Origin of the sequence: Pseudomonas sp. (genome assembly GCF_017744435.1) — a bacterium.
In the GTDB taxonomy this organism is placed as follows: domain Bacteria; phylum Pseudomonadota; class Gammaproteobacteria; order Pseudomonadales; family Pseudomonadaceae; genus Aquipseudomonas.
The window spans coordinates 33,969-55,786 of record NZ_JAGIBG010000027.1 but is presented as its reverse complement, the minus strand read 5'-3'; the positions used below and the strand labels follow the sequence as shown (position 1 = coordinate 55,786).

The following is a 21,818-nucleotide window of genomic DNA, read 5'->3' as shown; positions in this document are numbered from 1 at the left end:
TTTGCGGCCCTTTCGCGACGCAAGGCCGCTCCCACAATGACCTCGCCGGCTTGCGGATCAGGCGATCTTCTTCAAGCCCTGCTTCTTCAGCTCTTCATCACGCAGTTCACGGCGCAGGATCTTGCCGACGTTGGTGGTCGGCAACGCGTCGCGGAACTCGATGTAACGCGGCACCTTGTAGCCGGTGACGTTGGCACGCATGTGCTCCATCACTTGCTCCTTGGTCACGGTCATGCCCGGCTTGACCACGATGAACACCTTGATCACTTCACCCGACTTCTCGTCCGGCACACCGATGGCCGCGCACTGCAGCACACCCGGCAAGGCGGCGAGCACGTCTTCCAGCTCGTTGGGGTACACGTTGAAGCCCGAGACCAGGATCATGTCCTTCTTGCGGTCGACGATGCGCATGTAGCCATCTGGCTGGATCAGCGCGATGTCACCGGTCTTCAGCCAGCCTTCGCTATCAAGGATCTCGGTGGTGGCGTCTTCACGCTGCCAGTAGCCCTTCATGACCTGCGGGCCCTTGACGCACAGCTCGCCGGTTTCGCCCAGTGGCAGCTCGTTGCCGGCGTCATCGATGACCTTGCACAGGGTCGATGGCACCGGGATGCCGATGGTGCCCACCTGGTTGGCCTCGGCCGGGTTCACCGCTGCCACCGGGCTGGTCTCGGTCATGCCGTAGCCTTCGCAGATGGCGCAGCCGGTGACGCTCTTCCAGCGCTCGGCCACGCTCAGTTGCAGGGCCATGCCACCGGACAGGGTGATCTTCAGCGCCGAGAAGTCCAGGGCGCGGAATGCCTCGTTGTTGCACAGCGCCACGAACAGCGTGTTGAGGCCGACGAAACCGCTGAACTTCCACTTGCCCAGCTCCTTGACCATTGCCGGCAGGTCGCGTGGGTTGCTGATCAGCACGTTGTGGTTGCCGATCAGCATCATCGCCATGCAATGGAAGGTAAAGGCATAGATGTGGTACAGCGGCAGCGGGGTGATGAGGATCTCGCAGCCTTCCTTCAGGTTGGCGCCCATCAGTGCCCGGCACTGCAGCATGTTGGCCACCAGGTTGCGATGGGTCAGCATCGCGCCCTTGGCCACGCCGGTGGTACCGCCGGTATACTGCAGCACCGCCACGTCGTTGGCTTGCGGGTTGGCTTCGGTGACCGGCTGGCCCTTGCCCAGCGCCAGGGTATCGTTGAAGCGCACGGCGCGCGGCAGGTTGTAGGCCGGCACCATCTTCTTCACGTACTTGATCACACTGTTGATCAGCAGGCGCTTGAGCGGCGGCAGCAGGTCGGCCACTTCGGTGACGATGACGTGCTTGACCTGGGTCTTGGGCACCACCTTCTCGGCCAGGTGCGCCATGTTGGCCAGGCACACCAGGGCCTTGGCACCGGAGTCGTTGAACTGGTGCTCCATTTCCCGCACTGTGTACAGCGGGTTGGTGTTGACCACGATCAGGCCGGCGCGCATGGCACCGAATACCGCTACCGGGTATTGCAGGACATTGGGCAGCTGGACGGCAATGCGGTCACCCGGCTTGAGATCGGTGTGCTGCTGCAGCCAGGCCGCGAAAGCGCCTGACAGCGCGTAGAGCTCGCCGTAGGTGATGGTCTTGCCCAGGTTGCTAAAGGCCGGTTTATTGGCAAAGCGTTGGCAGGATTGCTTGAGTACCGCCTGGATATTGGGGAATTCGTCAGGATTGATTTCCGCCGTAATCCCGGCTGGGTATTTATCCTTCCAAAAATTTTCGATCATGGAAGCCCACTCCTTCAGCAACAGCGAAGTTCGATTCGCGCGTCGATGCGCTTATTATTGATATGCGATGGCGGTTCGTTGCAAACCGAATCATCTGAAAGCGGGCCGAGAGTAACAGCTTTGATTGGGGTCGCCTAGGGGCCAGGACCGGCCTCACGGTCACAAAAATGACTCAATGAACGATACAAGTCATTTTTAGAGTAATTGACCAAAATGTCGCAAATCGGGCTATAGGCAGCAGGCTAGAGCACTTTTGCAGCCTTCGCGGGTAAACCCGCTCCCACAGGGTCCTGCACCTTACCGTGGGAGCGGGTTTACCCGCGAAGAAGCCGGCGCGATATCAAGCGATGTCGCGTAACTCCCTGCGCAGGATCTTGCCCACCGGGGTCATCGGCAGCGACTCGCGCACCACGATGTGCTTGGGCACCTTGTAGCCGGTGAAGTTGGCCTTGCAGTAAGCCTTCAGGTCTTCGACGCTCACCCCACCCTCACGCGCCACCACGAACAGTTTCACCGCCTCCCCCGAACGCGCGTCCGGCACGCCGATGGCCGCGCAGTTGGCCACCTGCGGATGGCCCATCACCACATCCTCGATTTCGTTGGGGTACACATTGAAGCCGGAGACGATGATCATGTCCTTCTTGCGGTCGACGATGCGGGTGAAGCCGTCCGGGTCGATCACCGCGATATCGCCGGTCTTGAACCAGCCCTCGGCATCCAGCGCCTGCGCCGTGGCCTCCGCTTGCTGCCAGTAGCCCTTCATCACCTGTGGGCCTTTGATGCACAGCTCGCCGCGCTCACCCAGTGGCTGTTCGTTGCCGTCATCATCGATGACCTTGAACACCGTGCCCGGTACCGGCATGCCCACCGTGCCCAGCCGAGCCAGCTGGCCGTAGGGGTTGGTGCTGGCCACCGGCGAGGTTTCGGTCAGGCCATAGCCCTCGACGATACGGCAGCCAGTGAGTGCTTCCCAACGCTCGGCAGTGGCCTTGACCAGTGCCGTGCCGCCGGAGTTGGTGACTTTCAGTGCCGAAAAGTCCAGCTGACGGAAGCCTGGATGGTCCATCAGCGCGACGAACAAGGTGTTCAACCCCAACAGCGCCGAAAAACGCCATTTACCCAACTCCTTGATGAAGCCGGGGATGTCGCGTGGGTTGGTGATCAGCACGTTGTGGTTGCCGGTGACCATCATGCACATGCAGTTCGCGGTGAAGGCATAGATGTGGTACAGCGGCAGCGGAGCAATCATCACCTCCTGGCCTTCCTTGATCAGCCGCTGCCCGTCCGGGCTGTGCTGGGAGAAGCAGGCCAGCACCTGCAGCATGTTGGCCACCAGGTTGCCGTGCGTGAGCATGGCCCCCTTGGCCAGGCCCGTGGTACCGCCGGTGTACTGCAGCACGGCGATATCATCGAGCGAGAGCGGCACCGGCGTGTGCGCCAGGTTGCGGCCTTCACGCAGTACCTGCTTGAACGAGATGGCCTGGGGCAGATGATAGGCCGGGACCATCTTCTTGACCTTGTCGACCACGGTATTGACCAGCCAGCCCTTGGCTGCAGGCAGCAGGTCGCCCATCTTCGCCTCGATCAGGTACTCGATGCCAGTATCGGGCAGCACCTCCTGCACACGCTTGCCGAACATGTTCAGGTACACCAAAGCCCGGGCCCCGGCATCCTTGAACTGGTGACGCATTTCGCGCTCGGTGTACAGCGGGTTGGTGTTGACCACGATCAGCCCGGCGCGCAGGGCGCCAAACACGGCGATGGGGTATTGCAGGACGTTGGGCATCTGCACCGCTATGCGGTCACCCGGTTTGAGGTCGGTGTGCTGCTGCAGCCAGGCGGCGAACGCTGCCGAATGGCGTTCGAGCTCGGCGTAACTCAGGGTCAAGCCAAGGTTGCTGAACGCCGGGCGCTCGGCAAAGCGCTTGCAGGAGCGCTCGAACACCTCGACCACCGAAGCGTACGCGTGAAGGTCAATGGTGGAAGGCACGCCCTCGGGGCGTTTGTCATTCCAGAAGTCGGCTTGCATTTATTATTGTTCCTCTGCCTGAGCCCGTACGGATTCCTTGTCCCGTTTGCCTGATGGCAAAAAGGCGTTGAACCGACGTTAGCAGGTATGCCCGAGGTGGCATATACGCCAAGTGCCGCCATTAACATTGTGAATCTTATTTGTGCCCTTCCTGCAATTCGGCCGGTTGTGCATACACTGTGCGGGTCACCTTCGCGCAAAGGATTCGCCATGCCCCATGACGCCTTCTGGCTGCCTGCCAGCGAGCATTGCAGGCTGTACGTACACCAATGGCTGCCGGCCACACCGGTCAAGGCCGTGGTGTTGCTGGCGCATGGCATGGCCGAGCATGCCGGGCGCTACCAGCGCCTGGGCCAGGCCCTCTGCGATGCCGGCTACGCCCTGCTGGCAGCGGACCTGCGCGGCCACGGGCGCACCGCCGAACAGGGCAGCCTCGGCCTGTTCGCCCGGCAACATGGCTGGAATGCCGTGGTCAACGACATTGGCCTGCTGGCCCAGCACATCGGCCAGCAGTTCCCTTGCACACCGCTGTTCCTGTTTGGCCACAGCATGGGCAGCTACATTGCCCAGGCCTACCTCATGCACCACAGCGGCAGCCTGCACGGGGCGATCCTCAGCGGCTCCAACTTCCAACCCGCCACGTTGTATCGGGCGGCGCGCCTGATTGCACGGCTGGAAGCCTGGCGCCAGGGGCCACTGGGCAAGAGCGCACTGATCGAGTGGCTGTCGTTCGGCTCGTTCAACAACGCCTTCAAACCCACCCGCACGGCGTTCGACTGGCTCAGCCGTGACCCGGCGGAAGTGGACAAGTACGTCAATGATCCGCTGTGCGGCTTTCGCTGCAGCAACCAGCTGTGGCTCGACCTGCTGCACGGGCTGGCACAGATCAGCCAGGCGCAAAACCTCGCGCAGATCGACCCGAACCTGCCCATGCTGGTGATTGGCGGCGAATGTGATCCGGTGAGTGCCGGCAAGCGTCTCACCCATCTGGCCGACGCCCTGCGTGCGACCGGCAATCGACATGTACAGTTGCGCGTCTATCCTGAGGCGCGGCACGAAGTACTCAACGAACTCAACCGCGACGAGGTCACCGCTGATATCCTCGCCTGGTTGGAGCAAGCGCTGGCCCTTGGCCGCCCTGCTCGCAGTGAATGATAGGCGCCCTCGCCCGCCCCTTAAGGAAGCCCCGATGACCCAGGTCACCAACACGCCTTACGAAGCCCTTGAAGTCGGCCAGAAGGCCACCTACGAGAAATCCGTCGAAGAACGTGACATCCAGCTGTTCGCCGCCATGTCCGGTGACCACAACCCGGTGCACCTGGATGCCGAATTTGCCGCCAAGAGCATGTTCCGCGAGCGCATCGCCCACGGCATGTTCAGCGGTGCCCTGATCAGCGCCGCAGTGGCCTGCACCCTGCCTGGCCCTGGCACCATCTACCTGGGCCAGCAGATGAGCTTCCAGAAGCCGGTGAAGATCGGCGACACCCTGACCGTGCGCCTGGAAATCCTCGAGAAACTGCCCAAGTTCAAGGTGCGTATCGCCACCAACGTGTACAACCAGAACGACGAGCTGGTGGTCGAGGGCGTGGCCGAGATCCTGGCACCGCGCAAGCAACAGACCGTCGAGCTGGTTTCGCCGCCGAACTTCGTCGCCAGCTGACATCGACGCTGGATTCTTCGCGGGCAAGTCGGATCGCCGCACCGCTGCTCCCACAGGTACTGCACCGCCTGCCAAGCCTGCACTGAACCTTGTGGGAGCGGGCGTGCCCGCGAATGGGCCGGAAAAGCCATCACAGCAGCTCGCGTAGACGCCGCTTGATATGCCGCCGCTCCGGCTCTTGGCTAGTCAACTCCAGCGCCTGTTGCCAGGCCGCCCGTGCTTCATCCACATTCCCCAGCTGCTGATGCATCTCTGCCCGCGCCGCGTGGGCCAGGTGATAGTCGCGCAACTCCCCCGCTTCCAGAACCGCCTCCACCGCGTCCAGGCCCGCCTGCGCCCCGTCGCGCTTGGCCAGCGCCACCGCCCGGTTGAGCGCCACCACGGCTGACGGCCAGTGCCGTTGCAGTACATCGTATAGCCCGACAATTTCTGCCCAGTCGGTCTCCTCGGCCGTCACCGCCTCGGCATGCACGGCCGCGATCGCCGCCTGCACGGTGTAGGCACCAAAAGCGCGACTGGCCAAGGCCAGGCGCACCAGCTGGCAACCTTCGGCAATCAGCTCGCGGTCCCACAGGCTGCGGTCCTGCTGGTCCAGCAGCACCAGGTTGCCCTTGGCGTCGCTGCGCGCACGCTGCCGCGATGTCTGCAGCAGCATCAGCGCCAGCAAACCCACCGCTTCGGCGTCCGGCAGCAGTTGCACCAACAGGCGCCCGAGGCGGATCGCCTCGTCACTCAGTTCCTGTTGCAGTAATGCCTCGCCTGAAGACGCCGAATAGCCTTCGTTGAACACCAGGTAGATCACCCGCAGCACGCTCTCCAGGCGCTCGGGCAGCTCATGCAGCTCCGGGACCTGATAAGGAATGCCGGCATCACGAATCTTCGCCTTGGCGCGGACGATGCGCTGGGCGATGGTTGCGGGGCTTTGCAGGAAGGCCCGAGCGATCTGCTCGGTGGTCAGGTCGCAGACTTCGCGCAGGGTCAGTGGCACCTGGGCATCGGCCGCCAGGGCCGGGTGGCAGCAGGTGAAGATCAGCCGCAGGCGGTCGTCGGCGAGCAATTCCTCTTCGCTGGGGTCCTGCCCCTGGCCTTCGATCAGCATGATCAGGTCAGCCTGGGAGCGGTCGAAGCGGGCACGCCGGCGCAATGCGTCGATGGCCTTGAAGCGCCCGGTCGAAACCAGCCAGGCTCGCGGGTTGTCCGGGATGCCATCGCGCTGCCAGCGCTCGACGGCGATGAAGAAGGCATCGTGCAGGGCCTCCTCTGCCAGGTCGAAATCCCCCAGCAGGCGGATCAGCGTCGCCAGGATGCGCCGCGAATCACGCCGGTACACCGCTTCGACTTCGGCACGTACCTGCGCCAGATCCGCCATCAGTCAGGCATCCGCTGGGTCACGACCTCCACCAGGCGGTCCAGGCTCTCTCCCCAGCCCTGATGGAAACCCATTTCTTCATGGGCGCGGCTGTCGGCAGCGTTCCAGTGCCAGGCACGGGCGGTGTAGCGGGTCTTGCCGTGTTCTTCGTCAAAGCTGATCACCGCCGTCATGAAGGCTTTGTCCGACGGCACCCAACCCGGCCCGAAGGCATCGGTGAACACAAGCCGGCGCGGGGCGGCAATTTCCAGGAACACGCCCTGGGTCGGGTACTCGGAACCATCCGGGGCACGCATGAGGGTGCGGAAAAGGCCGCCGACCCACAGCTGCATCTCGCATTCCGGGGTGGTCATGCCGTGCGGCCCCCACCACTGCATCAGCCATTCGGGCTCGGTCCAGGCACGGAACACCTTGGCAGGCGGGGCATCGATCAGGCGGCTGATGGACAGCTCGTGCTGCGCGGACGCGGGTTGGGCAAGGGTCATGCTTGTTGTTCTCCGTTGCTGTCAGGGTTGCAGTTCGCGCACCGGCCGCACTTCCACGCTGCCGACGCGCGCCGCCGGAATGCCCTTGGCGATGTTCAGCGCCTCGTTGAGGTCACGGGCATCGACCAGGTAAAAGCCGGCGAGCTGCTCTTTGGTTTCGGCGAACGGGCCATCGGTGATGCTCATTCGCCCGGCGCGCATGCGCACGGTGGTGGCGGTCTGCACGGTCTTCAGCGCCTCGGCCGCGATAATGCGCCCGGAGCTCTGCAGCGATTCGGCGTAGGCCATGCATTCGGCGTCTTCCGGGCTGTCGGGCAGGCTATGCAACAGCCCTTCGTCACAATAGACCAGGCACAGGTATTTCATGGTCGTCTCCAGGCGTTGGCAACGTGCATTTGGCGATAGCCGATCAAGGCTTGAGATCGAACAGTGCTTTCTGGGTTTCCATGTCGAACGGTGCCGACCAGTGCTCGTGGACCACCTGCCACTGGCCGCCGACCTTGCGGTAACCGACGGTGGCACGCATGAAGCCGCACTGGCTCTCGTCATCCCCGGGGCCACAGCGGTTCAGCCAGTGCGCCAGGCCCAGGTCACCGTCAGCGTGCACGGTCAGTTGGGCAAGCTCGAAGACCATGGGCCCGGGGCACATGTTCATGCACATTTCCCAATGGGCCTGGTAGGCGGCCTTGCCCTTGAACTGCAGTGACTGGATGGCATCGAAGGCGACGATGTCGTCGGCGTAGGGCGCAGTGATGGCGGGGATGTCACGGTCCCGCACGGCCTGCATCCAGCGTTCGATAAGCTGACGGATTTCGTTTTCGGCTGCCGTGTTCATCGGGTGTTCCTCCGATCGTTCATGAGCGTTTCGGCACAAGGATGTCTTGTACCTTCAGCTCATGGTCGAACGGTAGTCGCAAAGATCGACAGGCAGCCGGAATTATTTCCGCAGCAGGGGAATCCAGATCTCCATGACCGCCTGAGGGTCGGCAGGATCGAACCCGGCCGGGTAGCGCTCGAACAGGGCCGCATCGGCCTGCTGTTCACCCGACTGTGGCAGCCACTGGAAGATGCCATCGAAGGTCGCCTTCAGGCATTGCAAGCTGCCATGGTGCTCGAACACTGCGTAATGCTGCGGGGCCAGCTTCAAGGTACTGAACCCGTCGGGCATGGGTTGGTCGGCATTGACTTCCACACCTGCCAGGTAGTCGAACCCGCCCTGCTCGTCAGGGTTGTAGCAGACCCCATAACTGTCATGATCGCGCTGCCCGGGCACATGCCCAAGGTGCGGTGCGAAGCGTTGCCAGAGCAAGGGCAACCCGCTCAGGTCGCTCATGCTGAAACGTTCGGCAAAACCGGCCAGGTTGAGCTGACGGCCGTCTTCGTAACGCGCTGGGGAGATGGGTTGCAGAGTCATGTCCGTTGCCTCAGGTAAGCGGTGGGCTGGCGAGAATGAATTCACGGTAGCCCGAGATGATCACATACACCGCGAAATAGCAGAAAATCGCCGCCGACAGCAGGTACGACCAGGTCAGCAGGCGGTCCCCCAGCAAGCGCCCGCCATGGCTGGCGATGCCACAAATGCCCATGCACCAGACCATCCCGGCAGCGAAAAAGCCCCCAAGAAACAGCCCTGCGTCCAGCAGGCTGCCACCGCCGGAGCGGGCTATCAACACGCCGCCGACCGCCGCGAACCAGAGGATGGCGCTGGGCGACGACATGGCCAGGAAGATGCCACGCAGAAACTCGCGCCAGCCCGACTCCACCACCACCTGCGCGCTGGCCTCCATATGCCCGCCACGCCAGGCCGCCAGCAGCATCTTGATGGCGAACCACACCAGCAACGCCGAACCGCCAACCCACAAGGTCCAGCGCACGCTGTCGAACTGCAGCAGCACGGTCATGCCGGCAAGCGCCGCAATGGCGTAGATCAGGTCGCCCACACAGGTCCCCAGGCCGAGCCAGAAACCCTGGAAGAAACCACGCTGCATGGCCAGGGTGATCATGGCGATGTTGGCCACGCCGATATCGAGGCACAACGACAGGCTGAGGAGGAAACCGTTGGAAAATGGCATTGAACACTCGAAGTCAGGGCAATCAGACGCCGTAGAGCCTGCCACGAGCAGTCATGGGATGGAAGGGTGTTCGATCAAGCCAGAGCCGCCTGCTCGAACACCTCATCGGCCCACTGGTTGAGGCTTTTGCCGGCAGCGCGGGCGGCAACACTGGCAGCCGCATGCACCTCTGGGCGAATGCGCAGCATGACCTTGCCTGACGCGGGTTTTTCCGGGGTGATGCCCTGCTCGGCGCAGTCGGCCAGGTAATCCTCCAGCGCCCCACGGAAGGCTTCATGAAGTTCGGGCACCGAGCTTGCGTGAAAACTGATGATGTCGCGCATGCCCAGCACACGACCCACAAAAATGTCGTCACGCTCATCGTATTCGATACGGGCGGCATAGCCCTTGTAGCGCATGCAACTCATAGGCTGACTCCTGCCCGCAGCAAGAATTCGCGGGCTTCTTCAATCTGATACCGTTTGGCTTCCTTGCCGGGATGGGGGCGATGGCACCTCCAGCTCTGGCCGCCAAGCACCAGCTTGACCCTGGAGCCTTGCCGCTCCAGCACTTGCCCGCCGAGGTGAAGCACCAGCGCTTCAACCTCGGCAAACGCCAATGAGGCCGTGGTGGGCGTCCTGAAGATAGCGTCGTAGATCTTTCGGTATCGAGTGTTCATCGGAAAATGCTATCAAATTAAGATAGCACTTTTTCCCCGATATCCATTCAGGATTTTTCAGTACCCGCCAGCACCTGCGCATAACGCTCGCGATCCACGTTGGCCCCGCTCAGCACCACGGCCACGCGCTTGCCGGCCTGGCGCTCGCGCTCCTGCAGCAACGCCGCCAGCGCCGCAGCACCGGCACCTTCAGCGGTGTTATGGGTAGTTTCGTGATAGATGCGCATGGCCGCTGCCACTTCGCTGTCGGTGACCCGCACGATACGTGCAGCATGCTCACGAACAAGGGCAAACGCATCCGGGTGCGGTACCCGGCAGGCCATGCCGTCGGCAAAGGTATCGGCGGTGGCCGTGGTGACGATGCGGCCCTGCTCGAAACTCTGTGCATAGGCATCGGCCGCACTGGACACCACGCCGACGATCTCGGTCTTCAGCCCCAGCAGGTTGCGTGCCTGGATCAGCCCGCAGATGCCCGAGCCCATGCCGATCGGCACGTACACGCAATCCAGGTCGGCCACGGCCTCGAACAGCTCCAGAGCATAGGTGGCCACGCCGCGCACCAGCTCAGGGTGGAACGACGGCACCATGTCGTAGCCCAGCTCGTCCGCCAGGCGGGCCGCCTCTTCTCGGGCCACATCGAAGTCGACACCGTGCTCCACCAGCTCGGCGCCCAGTGCGCGCATGGCGGCGTTCTTCTCTTTCGAGTTGCCCTCGGGCACCACGATCACCAGCGGCACGCCGGCCTGGCTCGCGGCCAGCGCCATGCTCTGGCCGTGGTTGCCACGGGTGGCGGTGACCAGGCCCCGCGGGGGCTTGCCGGCGGCCAGCAGCGAGCGCACATACACCAACCCACCGCGTACCTTGAAGGCGCCGGTGGGGGCGTGGTTTTCGTGCTTGACCCACAGTGTGCAACCGACCCGCTCGGCCAGCAGCGGCCAGGCGCGCTGAGGTGTCGGCGGCACGTGCTGGTGAATGAAAGCGGCGGCTTCGCGCAGGGCAACAAGGTCGAACATGGCGATCATCCCTCTTCGGTAGGTGGTTGATCCGATCCTAAGCGCCGGGCATTGTATGGGTACAACCTTATATTGCATGGGTAGCAATTTCGTGTGGATCCCGCAGCTGGTCGACGATGACCAACCCCGATACCTCGCCTTGGTCGATGCGATTGCCCACGCCATCGAAAGCGGCACCCTCAAGGTGGGTGACCGCCTGCCCCCGCAACGCCGGCTGGCCTGGAAACTGGGCCTCAACCCGAGTACCACCCAGCAGGCCTACCGCGAAGCTGCCGCGCGCCATCTGGTGGCTGGCGAAGTGGGCCGCGGTACTTACGTGCTGGCGGGCAGCAAGGAAGCGACCTTGTTTCGCATCAAGCATCACGACGGGCAACGCCCGCTGATCGACCTGTCGACCAACGTCCCGGTAGCCGATCCGCACAACCATGACTTGCAAGACAGCTTGCGCAGCCTGCTGAAACGCCCCGCCAGCAACGTGCTCGATCATTACCTGGGCCCCGAGCAGTTGCTGCTAGGGCGCATTCGTGGCGCCCAGTGGATGGCAAACCGCGGCCTGGCCCTTTCAGCGGACGAGCTGTTGCTGTGTGGCGCAGCCCAGCAAGCGCTGACACTGGTGCTGCAGTCGTTCTGCCAGGCTGGCGAGCCGGTCATGCTCGAGGCCCTGACCGCACCGGGCATCAAGGCGGCCTGTCGGCAACTGCGCCTGCCCGTGCATGGTGTGGCACTGGACGACCAAGGCCTGCGGCCCGATGACCTGGACCGTGTGGCGCGCGCCAGCGGTGCCCGCGTGCTGGTGACCACACCGACCCTGCACAACCCAACGGGCGCCTGTATGACGGATGCTCGCCGCGCGGCCATTGCCGAGGTAGTCAAACGCCTGGGGCTGTTGCTGATCGAGGATGATGTGTATGGCGCATTCAGTGACCAAGCGCCGCTCTATCCGCTACTGGGCGATCAAGGGGTCTACATCAACAGCCTGTCCAAGACGGTGGCCGCTGGCCTGAGATTGGGATGGATTGCGGCCAGCCCGAAGCTGCTGGCACAGGTTGACCCGCATGCCCAGGCCAGCCACTGGTCGGTGTCGCCATTGAGCCTGGATATCGCGTGCCAATGGATCGAAGACGGCACCGCTGCGCGGCGGCTCGCCTGGCAGAGAACGGAAATTGCCGAGCGATGGCGCCTGGCACGCAGACTGCTGGGTGATGGACTGCACACTACCGGGCAACCTTCGCCCCACGCCTGGCTGGGCACGCCGCAGGGCGCCGAGGCGGTGGTCAGGCAATGTCGCGAGCAAGGTGTGGAAATCGTCCCGGCCAGTGTGTTTGCCATTGGCGCGATCGAAGTGCAGGCCGTGCGCATCAGCCTGTCGGCGGCAGGTAGCCGAGCTGAACTGAAACAAGGCCTGGAGGTGGTACAGCAGGTACTGTCGGGCCGATGAACCGGGGGGCGAAAGCAGCTTCTTCGCTACGGCTCAACGCGAAGAGGCCGCTGACGCAGGACGATCAACCCTGTTGGCAACCTTCGCCCATCGCCCGGTACTGAATGGTGTGCACCTGGCCATGATGGTCTTCATAGGTCATGGTCGCAGGCACCACTTCGCAGACATTGGGGATGGTCGACAGGTTGATCACCCGTTTGATGTCGAGGTTCATGGAATAGTCGTACTGCTGGGCCACAGGCTCGCTGGAGACCGGCTTGGCCTCATCGGCGAGGGCGAACGAGGACATACCGACCAGTGCAAGAATCAGTAATGGTTTCATGGGGTTTGGCCTTTAAAGCAATCCAGCTGATCGCGTGACTTCTGATGCCGTCAATGGCGCGGAGAAGTTGTCATCGACTGCGAAGATGACACGAAGTACCGATCCCGCTTCGTCTACTGCCAGTGGGAATAGGTAAAATTCTACTCCTGGCCGGGAATAGTTGAACCCTGAACTCGGACAATCACCCTTGCAGGATTTGCAACAATCTGCGACAAAACCAAACGGCTCGATGGTCTGAAAACACCGGGCTAGAGCCAACCGTTCCAGGTATATCCATGAATGCCCTGCACTGCACCCTGCTCACCGGCCCCGAACGTCGATTGCTCGAGCACTTCTACAAACAGCAGGGTTCGCGCATGCGCGCAGCCAATGATGGTGAATCGTGGGTGGCACGCAGCGACGGCATCGTTGCCGGCCTTTGCCTCAGTGCCGTCGCCGACGGCCACTGGCTCACCGGGCTGTTCGTTGCTCCGCAGCAACGCAAGCGTGGCATTGCCGCGCAGTTGGTCGAGGCGGCGCTGGCCGGGCACAGTGGCCCGACCTGGCTGTTCTGCCACCCCGACCTCACGGCCTACTACCAGCGCCTTGGCTTCAGCATCACTGAGCAACTGCCCGAAGCCCTGGCCTCGCGCCTGCAACGCTACCAGCGCAGCAAGAACCTGCTGGCCATGGTGCGGGCTCAGTCGTCGCTGTCATGCAACCCGGGGAACAGCACATCGGTGTAGCCGAACCGGGCAAAGTCCTGGATACGTGAGGGGTACAAGCGGCCGATCAGGTGGTCGCACTCGTGCTGCACCACCCGCGCATGAAAGCCATCGGCAAAGCGGTTGATCGGATTACCCTGCGGGTCGATACCTTCGTAGCTGATGTGCTTGAAGCGCGGCACCACACCACGCAGGCCGGGCACCGACAGGCAGCCCTCCCAACCGTCCTCGACTTCCGTGGTCAGTGGGGTGATCACCGGATTGAGCAGGATGGTCTGCGGCACTGGCTCGGCATCCGGGTAACGCTCGCTGCGCTCGAAGCCGAAGATCACCAGCTGCAGGTCGATGCCGATCTGCGGCGCGGCCAGCCCCACGCCACCCACGTGGTGCATGGTTTCGAACATGTCGTCGATCAACTGCTGCAGCTCGCTGCTGCCGATCAGATGTTCAGGCACCGGTGGGGCGATGCGCAGCAGGCGCTCGTCGCCCATCTTGAGAATGTCACGGATCATCGCGGGTTCGGCTCGGTCGGTTCAGGCTCGACCGGGTGTTCATGGCCGAGCACGGTGATGGTTTCCTGGGGTTTGGCGCCCTTGAAATCCTTCTCGCCCGGGTTCTTGCCCTCGCTCGACATGTGCTCGATCACCGCATTCATTTCCGCCCCCAGCAACAGCACGGCGGCAGAGATGTAGAAGTACAGCAACAGCACGATGATCGCACCGATGCTGCCATACATGGCGTTGTAGTCGGCAAAGGTCTTGACGTAGTAGGCAAAGCCCAGGGAGGCGATGATCCATACTACTACCGCCAGTACCGAACCTGGGGTGATGAAGCGAAACTTCTGCTTCACGTCCGGCATCACGTAATAGATCAAGGCCACCGCGACCATCATCAGGATGATGATCGCCGGCCAGCGCAGTACGGTCCAAATGGTGACGATCACTTCCTGCAGGCCGACCTGCGAGGCAATCCACTCCATCACCTGCGGCCCCAGCACCATCAAGGCGGCCGCCGCCAGCAGCATGCCGGCGATACCGACGGTGTAGATGATCGACAGCGGAATGCGCTTCCACACCGGGCGACCCTCGGGCACGTCATAGGCGGCGTTCATGGCGCTCATCATCAGGCGCACGCCAGCCGAGGCAGTCCACAGGGCGATGACGATACCCACCGACAGCAGCCCGCCCTTGGACTGCTGCAACTGATCAATGACCGGGTTCACCTGCTCCAGCGCCTGGGGCGGCAGCACCAGTTCCGATTGCAGGCGCAACCAGGAAAAGAAGTCCGGCAGGTGCAGGAAGCCGATCAGGGCGATCAGGAACAGCAAGAACGGGAACAGCGAAAACAACATCTGGTAGGCCAGCGCGGACGCATAGGTCGACATCTCGTCGTCGAGGAACTCCTTGACGGTGCGTACCAGCACGCGGTGCAGGGGCAGGCCGCGCAGGTCGGGGAAAATCATAGCGTCTCCTTTCGCCGCTTGATTCTTGAGTACAACGGGTAAGTCTAATAGACCACGCCGGCGATGTACTGCTCCCGGACATGCCAGAAGAAAATGCCTGAGCCTGTTCCGGCCCCGGGAAGAGGCAGGAACAGGCCGTTTCACATCAAGGCTTCTTCACCGCATCCTTCACATTGCCCTTGATCTGTTGCGCCTCGCCTTTCAGTTCCTGGGCCTTGCCTTCGGCCCGCAGCTTGTCGTTGCCGGTCACCTTGCCGACGCCCTGTTTGACGTTACCCATCGCTTCGTTGGCCAGGCCTTTCGCTTTGTCTTTGGTGCCGCTCATGGCAAATCTCCTGCAAATGGAGACACGTGGACCGTGTCGACAGTCGGTGGACCGAGCCTGGTTGCCAGGAGTTTCAATCCATTTGCCGGGTTCAAGCCGAGCGGTGACCACCGCGGATGGGGCAACATCCGAGTTGAGCAGGTCGATTAGCCGTCGAGGCTACTGGCCCTTTCGCGGGCAAGCCCTCACAATGCAGCCCTAATCAAGCGTCAACCCGCAGGAACCTGCATGAAACTCGACAAACCCGCCGCCATCGCCCGCCGCAACCAGGCCTTGGCCAACCCGGTGCTGACCAGCGCCAACACCCTGTTCGCCATCCTCGACCGCAAACGCAACCTGTGGTGGTTCGAGGTGCCGGTGGCATTGCTGCGCAAGGGCCAGCCCGACTGGGTCAACCTGTTGCTGCACACCCCGGAAAGCGACGAGCTGCAGCACCTGAAGGTGCCGGTCAACTTCCTCCGCGCTCACCAGGAGCAGATGGAAGTGCGCAACCCCGGCAAGCGCCGCTCGACCATCAGCCTGGCCCTGAGCGCCGACCGCGACTCGCTGCTGCGCGACACCCGCCCGGGTGGCGAGCAGCTGGACTTCCGGACCTTCGTGCAGGCCTAATCAGGCCTTTTCGATGCGATCGTCATGGATGACGATGCGGCCCTGCTTGAACAACCCGCCAATGGCCTTCTTGAAGTTGCCCTTGCTGACGTTGAACATCTGGCTGATCACTTCCGGGGCGCTCTTGTCGCTCACCGCCAGCACCCCGCCTTCGGCCTCCAGGCGCGCCATGATGCGCTCCTGCAGGTCGTCGCCAAGCGCCTTGCCGACCGGCTGCAGGCTCAGGGCGATCTTGCCATCATGGCGCACTTCCTTGATGAAACCTTCCACGTGCATGCCCGAACGCAGGAATTTGAACACCTCGTTCTTGTGGATCAGGCCCCAGTGGCGGTTGTTGATGATGGCCTTGAAGCCCATCGGCGTTTCGCCGGCCACCAGCAATTCGACTGGCTGGCCAACCTGGTATTGAGCCGGGGTAACGTCCAGGTAGCGGTCCAGGCGAGAAGTGGCGGTGATGCGGCGGGTGCGTTTGTCCAGGTAGACATGCACGACGCAGTAATCGCCGATTTTCAGTTGCCGGGCTTCTTCGGAATACGGCATCAGCAAGTCCTTGGGCAGCCCCCAATCCAGGAAGATACCGGCCCCGTTGATGTCCTTGACCTTGAGGCTGGCGAACTCGCCAACCTGCACCTTTGGCTTCTCGGTAGTGGCAATGAGCTTGTCATCGCTATCCAGATAGAGGAACACGTTCAGCCAGTCGTCGATCTCGGTTTCGGCGTTCTTCGGGATATAACGCCCTGGCAGCAGGATCTCACCGTCGGAGCCGCCGTCCAGGTACAGGCCGAATTCCACGTGTTTCACGATTTGCAAACTGTTGTAACGCCCAAGCAGAGCCATTTCCGATGTTCCTCAAGACAAGGTGGCTATTTTCCAGACATACACCTGTCGGTGTCAAAGCCATAGAAGCTTAGCCTTCACCCGAAAGCTCACGCACGCGACGTCGAATCGCGCAACTCGATTCTTGTGGACGGCATGCATGATACCTGCGTGCAAAACCGCGAAACCTTCGATGTCGAGCGCATCAGCATCATCAAAGGCCCCGACTCGGTACATGCCGGCCGCCCGGCAGTACTTCGCGTCCGCCTACCCCATTTATGCAACCTGGGCTGAAGGCCGTTCCGCCCAGGTGACACTGAACTTCCACTACTGATTCCAAAGAAGCCACAGCCAAGGACCCCAGGTGCGCAAGGCGCCTGGGATCTTGAAAACACTCATGTTTTTTTGACGTTTTTTTGCCAACCACTTGCCTAGCGTAGAGCCCTGTTCCCACAGGTAACGCTTGATGAATCCGCAATGCCCCGACCCCGCCGACGACGAAATCCTCACTCTTGCTGCCGACTGGTGCATGCGCCTGCACAGTGATGACTGCAGCCCTGAAGATCGCGCAGCCTTCACACAGTGGCTGCAAGCGGATGCCCGGCATGCCTATGAGTACGGGAAAATGCTCGAGATCTGGGAGCTCTGCAGTGAGCTGCCAAATCATGAAGGGACCCTGGATGGCTTGTTGAGCATTACATCACCCCGCCACAAGGGCTCCATCGATATCTAGCCGGCCCACTACGCCGCATCGACTCTGATCTATCCTTCAAGGCTATGCGAGCGCGGTCGTTTCGAGCGCCTGGAGAACGTTCGCTGTACGCCTGAAGCCACCGCGCTGCCCGATCGCTGATTCGGTGGAACCCCGTCGGCCCCCTTGCGTCTACCGAATGGCCAGCCCCAGCAAGGACCCGCACATGCTTGCACGCCTGTCCAAAGCCCTGCTCATCGCCATCGCCTGCGCCTTGGCACTGGTAGCCTGCAACCGCATCGACCTGGCCTATCGCAACCTCGACCGCCTGGTGCCCTGGTCGCTGGGCGACTACCTGGCGATGAACCGCGAACAGAAAGCATTGCTCGACGAACGGCTCAAACAGCACCTGGCCTGGCACTGCAAGACCCAGCTGCCCGGCTACCTCGACTGGCTCGACCGGGTGCGTGACATGGTCGCCGAGGACCAGGTGACCGACCAGGCCTTGCAGCAACGCACCGTCGAGGCCCGCCAGGCGATTGGCCGGGTAGCCGAAGCCATCACCCCCTCGGCCACCGAACTGCTACGCGGCATGAGCGATGCGCAAGTCGCGGAAATGCACGATGCCTTCCGCGACGATATCAGCGAGCGGCAAAAGGAATACGTCGACACCCCCGTGGCCAAGCAGATTGCACGGCGCACCGAGCGCATGGAAAAGCGCCTGAGCAACTGGTTCGGCGAACTCAACCCTGCCCAACGCCAGCGTGTGCAGGCCTGGTCGCAGGCACTGGGTGACCAGAACCGCCAGTGGATCGCCAACCGCCAGCACTGGCAGCAACAGCTGATGCTGGCCATGAACCAGCGCAACGACGCCAGCTTCGAGCCGCGCCTGGCGACCTTGCTGCAACGCAAAGAGAGCCTTTGGACGCCGGAGTACCGGGCGGCCTATCAGAACACCGAGCAGCAGGCGCGCAGTTTGCTGGTTGACCTGATGCACTTGAGCACACCGGCGCAGCGGCAGTTCCTGCAGGAACGGCTGGCGAAAGTCCGCACGGATTTCAGCGAGATGAAGTGCCTGAAAAGCTGAATGTGATCTGCAGGGCCGGCCTCTTCGCGGGCAAGCCCGCTCCCACATGGACTGCGCAATACTGAAGCCAGTGGATTACCTGTGGGAGCGGGTTTACCCGCGAAGAGGCTGGGCCTGGCGAAACCGGATCACCGGCCCTTGCGCCGATAGGGAAACACATCGATCACCTTGCCTTCACGGATCGCCGCCTGCAGCCCCTTCCAGTAGTCCGCGTCATACAACTCCCCATGCAAGCGGCTGAACAACCGGCGCTGGCCGATATCGGCAAACAGGAACGGCGGGAACTCCTCGGGAAACACATCGTGCGGCCCGATCGAATACCACGGCTCGCCAGACATCTCATCCTCCGGGTAACGCGGCGGCGGAATGTGCCTGAAGTTCACCTCGGTCAGGAAGCTGATCTCGTCATAGTCGTAGAACACCACCCGCCCATGCCGGGTAACGCCGAAGTTCTTCAGCAGCATGTCACCCGGGAAGATGTTCGCCGCCGCCAGTTGCTTGATGGCCAGCCCATAGTCCTCCAGCGCTTCTAGCACCTGCCCTTCGCTGGCGTGCTCCAGGTACAGGTTGAGCGGGGTCATGCGCCGCTCGGTCCAGCAGTGGCGGACCAGCACGGTGTCGCCTTCCAGCGCCACGGTCGAGGGCGCCACTTCCAGCAACTCGGCCAGGCATTCGGGCTCGAACTTGCCACGCGGGAAGCGGAAATCGGCGAATTCCTGGGTATCGGCCATGCGCCCCACCCGGTCGACACTCTTCACCAGCCGGTACTTGTCGATCACCGTGGCGCGGTCGACGGTCTTGGACGGCGAGAAGCGGTCCTTGATGATCTTGAACACGGTATTGAAGCCCGGCAGGGTGAACACGCTCATGACCATGCCGCGCACGCCGGGGGCCATGACGAAGCGATCGTCGCTGCTGGCCAGGTGGTTGATCAGGGCGCGATAGAACTCCGACTTGCCTTGCTTGTAGAAACCGATCGAGGTGTACAGCTCGGCAATGTGCTTGCCCGGCAGGATGCGTTTCAAGAAGTTGACGAACTCCGCCGGCACCGGCACGTCGGCCATGAAGTACGAGCGGGTGAACGAGAAGATGATCGACACCTCGGCCTCGTCGGTGATCAGCGCATCGGCCTCGATGCCATGGCCTTCCCGGTGCAGCAGTGCAATTGCCAGCGGCCACTGCTCGTCAGCGTTGTACAGGCGGCCGACCAAGTAGGCGCCCTTGTTGCGGTACAACACCGGCACGAACAGCTCCACGGCCAGGGCCGGGTCCTTGCACACCCAGTCTGGCAGGCAGTCCTTCAGTTGCTCTTCAAGGCGCGCCACATCGCCTTCGAGATCGCCATAGGCAAAGGCATAGTCAGCGAAAATGGCCCGCAGCAGCCCCTTGAGGCTACCGCCGGGCGTGTAGGTGCGGGTCTGCGCAGCGCGCTCATGGGTGCGGATCGAAGGCCGGGTGGTGTGGATGAACATGCAGCCGTCGCTGATCTGGTCGTGGCTGAACAGGCTGCAGAACAGCGAGTTGTACCAGGTCTCCGCCAGCTCATCGTCCAGCCGTGGGTCGATCAGGCGGATGTAGGCGTTTTTCACCAGCGGCCACTGTTCCACATCCAGCAGCACCTCTTCGTCGAAACCGTCGCGCAGCCAGGCGTTGACCTCGCCGACTTTCTGTTCGTACAGGTTGATCCGCACTGCCGACGCCCGCTGGATGTCCTGCCAGCGCGCCTGCTCGAAGCGCTCGCGGGCACCGAGGGTGATACGGCGAAAGTGCTCGCGGTAGTCGTCGAAGCCATCGAGGATCATCCGCGCGATCTCGCCGGCGGGCCAATGCTGGGTCATGCATAACACCTCGGGGCTGGGTGAGCTATGAGCTTAGCCCGCGAAGAGGCCGGTACAGGTTTACAGCGCAAGAAAGCACAAGAATCGCCCAGGCGAGTCACGTACACTCGCGCCCTGCCCTGTCCCCGGAGACCGTTGTGAGCCCCATCGCCCTAGCCCGCCTGCTGACCCTTGCCGCTGTCTGGGGGGCGAGCTTCCTGTTCATGCGCATCATCGCCCCGGCGCTGGGTACCGTCCCTACCGCGTTCTTCCGCGTCTCCATCGCCTGCCTGGGCCTGATCGCCATCCTCGCCGCCACCCGGGTGCGCTGGGACTTCGACGGCAAGCTTGGCGCCTGCCTGGTGCTGGGCATGATCAACTCGGGCATCCCGGCCACCTTCTATTCCGTGGCCGCGCAAGTGCTGCCCGCCGGCTATTCGGCGATTTTCAACGCCACCACACCGCTGATGGGCGTGCTGATCGGCGCGCTGTTCTTCCGCGAAGCCATGACCCTGCCCAAGCTCGGCGGCATTTTCCTCGGCCTGTTCGGTGTCGGCATCCTCAGCGGCGCCGGCCCGGTCGCGCTGGACATGGCCCTGGTGCAAGGTGCCCTGGCCTGCCTGGCAGCCACCACCTGCTACGGCTTCGCCGGCTTCCTCGCGCGGCGCTGGATCAGCGGCCTGGACAGCCGCCTGTCAGCCCTGGGCAGCATGCTCGGCGCCACCTTGATGCTGAGCCCGCTGTTCGCCTGGAGCGCCCTGACCCAGCCACCGGCAAGCTGGGGCGGCTGGCAGGTATGGCTGTCGCTGCTGGGCCTGGGCCTACTGTGCACCGCCTTCGCCTATATTCTGTACTTCCGCCTGCTGGCCGAAATCGGCCCGGTCAAGGCCAGCACCGTGACCTTCCTGATCCCGGTGTTCGGTGTATTGTGGGGGGCGTGGCTGCTCGACGAGCCCTTGTCGATGGCCCATGTGTATGGCGGTGTGCTGATTGCCCTGGCGCTGTGGCTGGTGCTGCGCCCGGCGCGCACGTGAGGCGATGCGGACCATGAGCGACACATTCAAGAAGGTTCTGTTCCGCCTGGAGCAAGACGCGAGCGGCTACCCGCCAGCCTCGGTGGAAGGCTTGTGGACACAGGCGGTCGCTGGGGGCTATCGGGTCGACAGCATCCCTTTCCACGTCTACGGCATCGCCCCCGGCGACATCATCAGCATTCGCCACGAGGGTGACCAGGCCTGGTTCGACGCCTTGCAACAGAACGCCGGGGCGTCGGTGTTCCGGGTCGTCGTCAAGCCACCGGAAACCCTGGAGCAGGTGCACGCGGCCCTGGCCGACTTCGGCTGCACCTGCGAGGTGGAAAAAGCGGTCAGGATGCTGGCGGTCGAAGTGCCGGCAGCGCAATCGGCCGACACCCTGCTCTACTACCTGCTGACCCAGCGCGAAGCCGGCACCCTGGACTTCGAGGAAGGCGTATTGCGCCACGCCATCCCCGAAGAGTTTCGCTAG

The 21,818-nt window shown here is 62.8% G+C and carries 26 protein-coding genes; 9 read left to right on the top strand and 17 right to left on the bottom strand.

Annotation, left to right across the window (positions count from 1 at the left end; all coding sequences use genetic code 11):
• Window positions 1-57: 57 nt before the first annotated feature.
• Together fadD1 and fadD2 are read right to left on the bottom strand one after the other, a co-directional pair.
• Window positions 58-1,755: a long-chain-fatty-acid--CoA ligase FadD1 gene (fadD1, locus tag J7573_RS18035; protein WP_294338191.1), complete on the bottom strand. Its 1,698-nt coding sequence runs from the start codon at window positions 1,753-1,755 to the stop codon at window positions 58-60.
• A 340-nt stretch (window positions 1,756-2,095) separates the two neighbouring features.
• The gene (fadD2, locus tag J7573_RS18030; protein ID WP_294338188.1) at window positions 2,096-3,784 is read right to left on the bottom strand and encodes a long-chain-fatty-acid--CoA ligase FadD2; all 1,689 of its coding nucleotides are present in this window, start codon (window positions 3,782-3,784) and stop codon (window positions 2,096-2,098) included.
• Between the two features lie 210 nt (window positions 3,785-3,994).
• On the opposite strand from fadD2, the gene J7573_RS18025 reads away from it, so the two are divergent.
• Window positions 3,995-4,939 carry an alpha/beta hydrolase gene (locus tag J7573_RS18025; protein ID WP_294338186.1) on the top strand — a complete coding sequence of 315 codons (945 nt, stop codon included), beginning with the start codon at window positions 3,995-3,997 and terminating at the stop codon, window positions 4,937-4,939.
• 34 nt (window positions 4,940-4,973) lie between these two features.
• On the top strand, window positions 4,974-5,444 hold the full coding sequence (locus J7573_RS18020) for a MaoC family dehydratase (protein ID WP_294338182.1): 471 nt from the start codon (window positions 4,974-4,976) through the stop codon (window positions 5,442-5,444).
• 130 nt (window positions 5,445-5,574) lie between these two features.
• Here J7573_RS18020 and J7573_RS18015 read toward each other — a convergent pair whose 3' ends face one another.
• The 9 genes from J7573_RS18015 to J7573_RS17975 all read right to left on the bottom strand — a co-directional run bounded on the left by J7573_RS18015 (window position 5,575) and on the right by J7573_RS17975 (window position 11,041).
• Window positions 5,575-6,813 carry an RNA polymerase sigma factor gene (locus J7573_RS18015; RefSeq protein WP_294338181.1) on the bottom strand — a complete coding sequence of 413 codons (1,239 nt, stop codon included), beginning with the start codon at window positions 6,811-6,813 and terminating at the stop codon, window positions 5,575-5,577.
• Window positions 6,813-7,298 carry an SRPBCC family protein gene (locus J7573_RS18010; protein WP_294338179.1) on the bottom strand — a complete coding sequence of 162 codons (486 nt, stop codon included), beginning with the start codon at window positions 7,296-7,298 and terminating at the stop codon, window positions 6,813-6,815. The genes J7573_RS18015 and J7573_RS18010 overlap by 1 nt, the downstream gene beginning before the upstream one ends.
• A 21-nt stretch (window positions 7,299-7,319) precedes the next feature.
• Window positions 7,320-7,664 (bottom strand): YciI family protein, encoded by a 345-nt coding sequence (locus tag J7573_RS18005; protein WP_079229261.1) that lies wholly within the window; start codon window positions 7,662-7,664, stop codon window positions 7,320-7,322.
• Between the two features lie 43 nt (window positions 7,665-7,707).
• Entirely contained in the window at window positions 7,708-8,133 is a 426-nt protein-coding gene (locus J7573_RS18000) for a nuclear transport factor 2 family protein (RefSeq protein WP_294338176.1), read from the bottom strand.
• A gap of 102 nt (window positions 8,134-8,235) precedes the next feature.
• The gene (locus J7573_RS17995; protein WP_294338173.1) at window positions 8,236-8,712 is read right to left on the bottom strand and encodes a GyrI-like domain-containing protein; all 477 of its coding nucleotides are present in this window, start codon (window positions 8,710-8,712) and stop codon (window positions 8,236-8,238) included.
• Window positions 8,713-8,722: 10 nt separating this feature from the next.
• Window positions 8,723-9,370: a LysE family translocator gene (locus J7573_RS17990; protein ID WP_294338171.1), complete on the bottom strand. Its 648-nt coding sequence runs from the start codon at window positions 9,368-9,370 to the stop codon at window positions 8,723-8,725.
• 74 nt (window positions 9,371-9,444) lie between these two features.
• On the bottom strand, window positions 9,445-9,777 hold the full coding sequence (locus J7573_RS17985; RefSeq protein WP_079229264.1) for a type II toxin-antitoxin system HicB family antitoxin: 333 nt from the start codon (window positions 9,775-9,777) through the stop codon (window positions 9,445-9,447).
• Window positions 9,774-10,028 (bottom strand): type II toxin-antitoxin system HicA family toxin, encoded by a 255-nt coding sequence (locus tag J7573_RS17980; protein ID WP_110637003.1) that lies wholly within the window; start codon window positions 10,026-10,028, stop codon window positions 9,774-9,776. The genes J7573_RS17985 and J7573_RS17980 overlap by 4 nt, the downstream gene beginning before the upstream one ends.
• A 47-nt stretch (window positions 10,029-10,075) precedes the next feature.
• A complete protein-coding gene (locus J7573_RS17975) occupies window positions 10,076-11,041 on the bottom strand; it encodes a threonine dehydratase (protein WP_294338168.1) in 966 nt (321 codons plus the stop codon).
• Window positions 11,042-11,117: 76 nt separating this feature from the next.
• Here J7573_RS17975 and J7573_RS17970 point away from each other — a divergent pair, with 76 nt between their 5' ends.
• Complete coding sequence (locus tag J7573_RS17970) at window positions 11,118-12,479, top strand: PLP-dependent aminotransferase family protein (protein WP_294338165.1); 1,362 nt, start codon at window positions 11,118-11,120, stop codon at window positions 12,477-12,479.
• Window positions 12,480-12,543: 64 nt separating this feature from the next.
• On the opposite strand, the gene J7573_RS17965 is transcribed toward J7573_RS17970, so the two are convergent.
• Window positions 12,544-12,801 (bottom strand): DUF2790 domain-containing protein, encoded by a 258-nt coding sequence (locus J7573_RS17965; RefSeq protein WP_054885703.1) that lies wholly within the window; start codon window positions 12,799-12,801, stop codon window positions 12,544-12,546.
• A 275-nt stretch (window positions 12,802-13,076) separates the two neighbouring features.
• On the opposite strand from J7573_RS17965, the gene J7573_RS17960 reads away from it, so the two are divergent.
• On the top strand, window positions 13,077-13,526 hold the full coding sequence (locus J7573_RS17960) for a GNAT family N-acetyltransferase (protein WP_294338160.1): 450 nt from the start codon (window positions 13,077-13,079) through the stop codon (window positions 13,524-13,526).
• On the opposite strand, the gene def is transcribed toward J7573_RS17960, so the two are convergent.
• The 3 genes from def to J7573_RS17945 form a co-directional block, all read right to left on the bottom strand.
• A complete protein-coding gene (def, locus tag J7573_RS17955) occupies window positions 13,481-14,017 on the bottom strand; it encodes a peptide deformylase (protein ID WP_294338158.1) in 537 nt (178 codons plus the stop codon). The genes J7573_RS17960 and def overlap by 46 nt on opposite strands.
• Window positions 14,014-14,967 (bottom strand): YihY/virulence factor BrkB family protein, encoded by a 954-nt coding sequence (locus J7573_RS17950; protein WP_294338155.1) that lies wholly within the window; start codon window positions 14,965-14,967, stop codon window positions 14,014-14,016. The genes def and J7573_RS17950 overlap by 4 nt, the downstream gene beginning before the upstream one ends.
• A gap of 145 nt (window positions 14,968-15,112) precedes the next feature.
• Window positions 15,113-15,292, bottom strand: a complete 180-nt coding sequence (locus J7573_RS17945) for a CsbD family protein (protein WP_294338154.1) — start codon at window positions 15,290-15,292, stop codon at window positions 15,113-15,115.
• Between the two features lie 228 nt (window positions 15,293-15,520).
• Here J7573_RS17945 and J7573_RS17940 point away from each other — a divergent pair, with 228 nt between their 5' ends.
• A complete protein-coding gene (locus J7573_RS17940; RefSeq protein WP_060510375.1) occupies window positions 15,521-15,901 on the top strand; it encodes a hypothetical protein in 381 nt (126 codons plus the stop codon).
• Here J7573_RS17940 and J7573_RS17935 read toward each other — a convergent pair whose 3' ends face one another.
• On the bottom strand, window positions 15,902-16,738 hold the full coding sequence (locus J7573_RS17935) for a S1-like domain-containing RNA-binding protein (protein WP_294338152.1): 837 nt from the start codon (window positions 16,736-16,738) through the stop codon (window positions 15,902-15,904).
• Between the two features lie 445 nt (window positions 16,739-17,183).
• Here J7573_RS17935 and J7573_RS17930 point away from each other — a divergent pair, with 445 nt between their 5' ends.
• Both J7573_RS17930 and J7573_RS17925 read left to right on the top strand, forming a co-directional pair.
• Entirely contained in the window at window positions 17,184-17,450 is a 267-nt protein-coding gene (locus tag J7573_RS17930) for a DUF4880 domain-containing protein (RefSeq protein WP_294338149.1), read from the top strand.
• Window positions 17,451-17,634: 184 nt separating this feature from the next.
• The gene (locus J7573_RS17925; protein WP_294338146.1) at window positions 17,635-18,495 is read left to right on the top strand and encodes a DUF6279 family lipoprotein; all 861 of its coding nucleotides are present in this window, start codon (window positions 17,635-17,637) and stop codon (window positions 18,493-18,495) included.
• A gap of 128 nt (window positions 18,496-18,623) precedes the next feature.
• Here the strand turns inward: J7573_RS17925 and aceK are convergent, their stop codons facing one another.
• Window positions 18,624-20,333, bottom strand: coding sequence for a bifunctional isocitrate dehydrogenase kinase/phosphatase (gene aceK / locus J7573_RS17920; RefSeq protein ID WP_294338145.1), 1,710 nt, complete (start codon window positions 20,331-20,333; stop codon window positions 18,624-18,626).
• 137 nt (window positions 20,334-20,470) lie between these two features.
• On the opposite strand from aceK, the gene J7573_RS17915 reads away from it, so the two are divergent.
• A complete protein-coding gene (locus tag J7573_RS17915) occupies window positions 20,471-21,346 on the top strand; it encodes a DMT family transporter (protein ID WP_294338144.1) in 876 nt (291 codons plus the stop codon).
• A gap of 13 nt (window positions 21,347-21,359) precedes the next feature.
• A complete protein-coding gene (locus tag J7573_RS17910; RefSeq protein WP_294338142.1) occupies window positions 21,360-21,818 on the top strand; it encodes a DUF4265 domain-containing protein in 459 nt (152 codons plus the stop codon).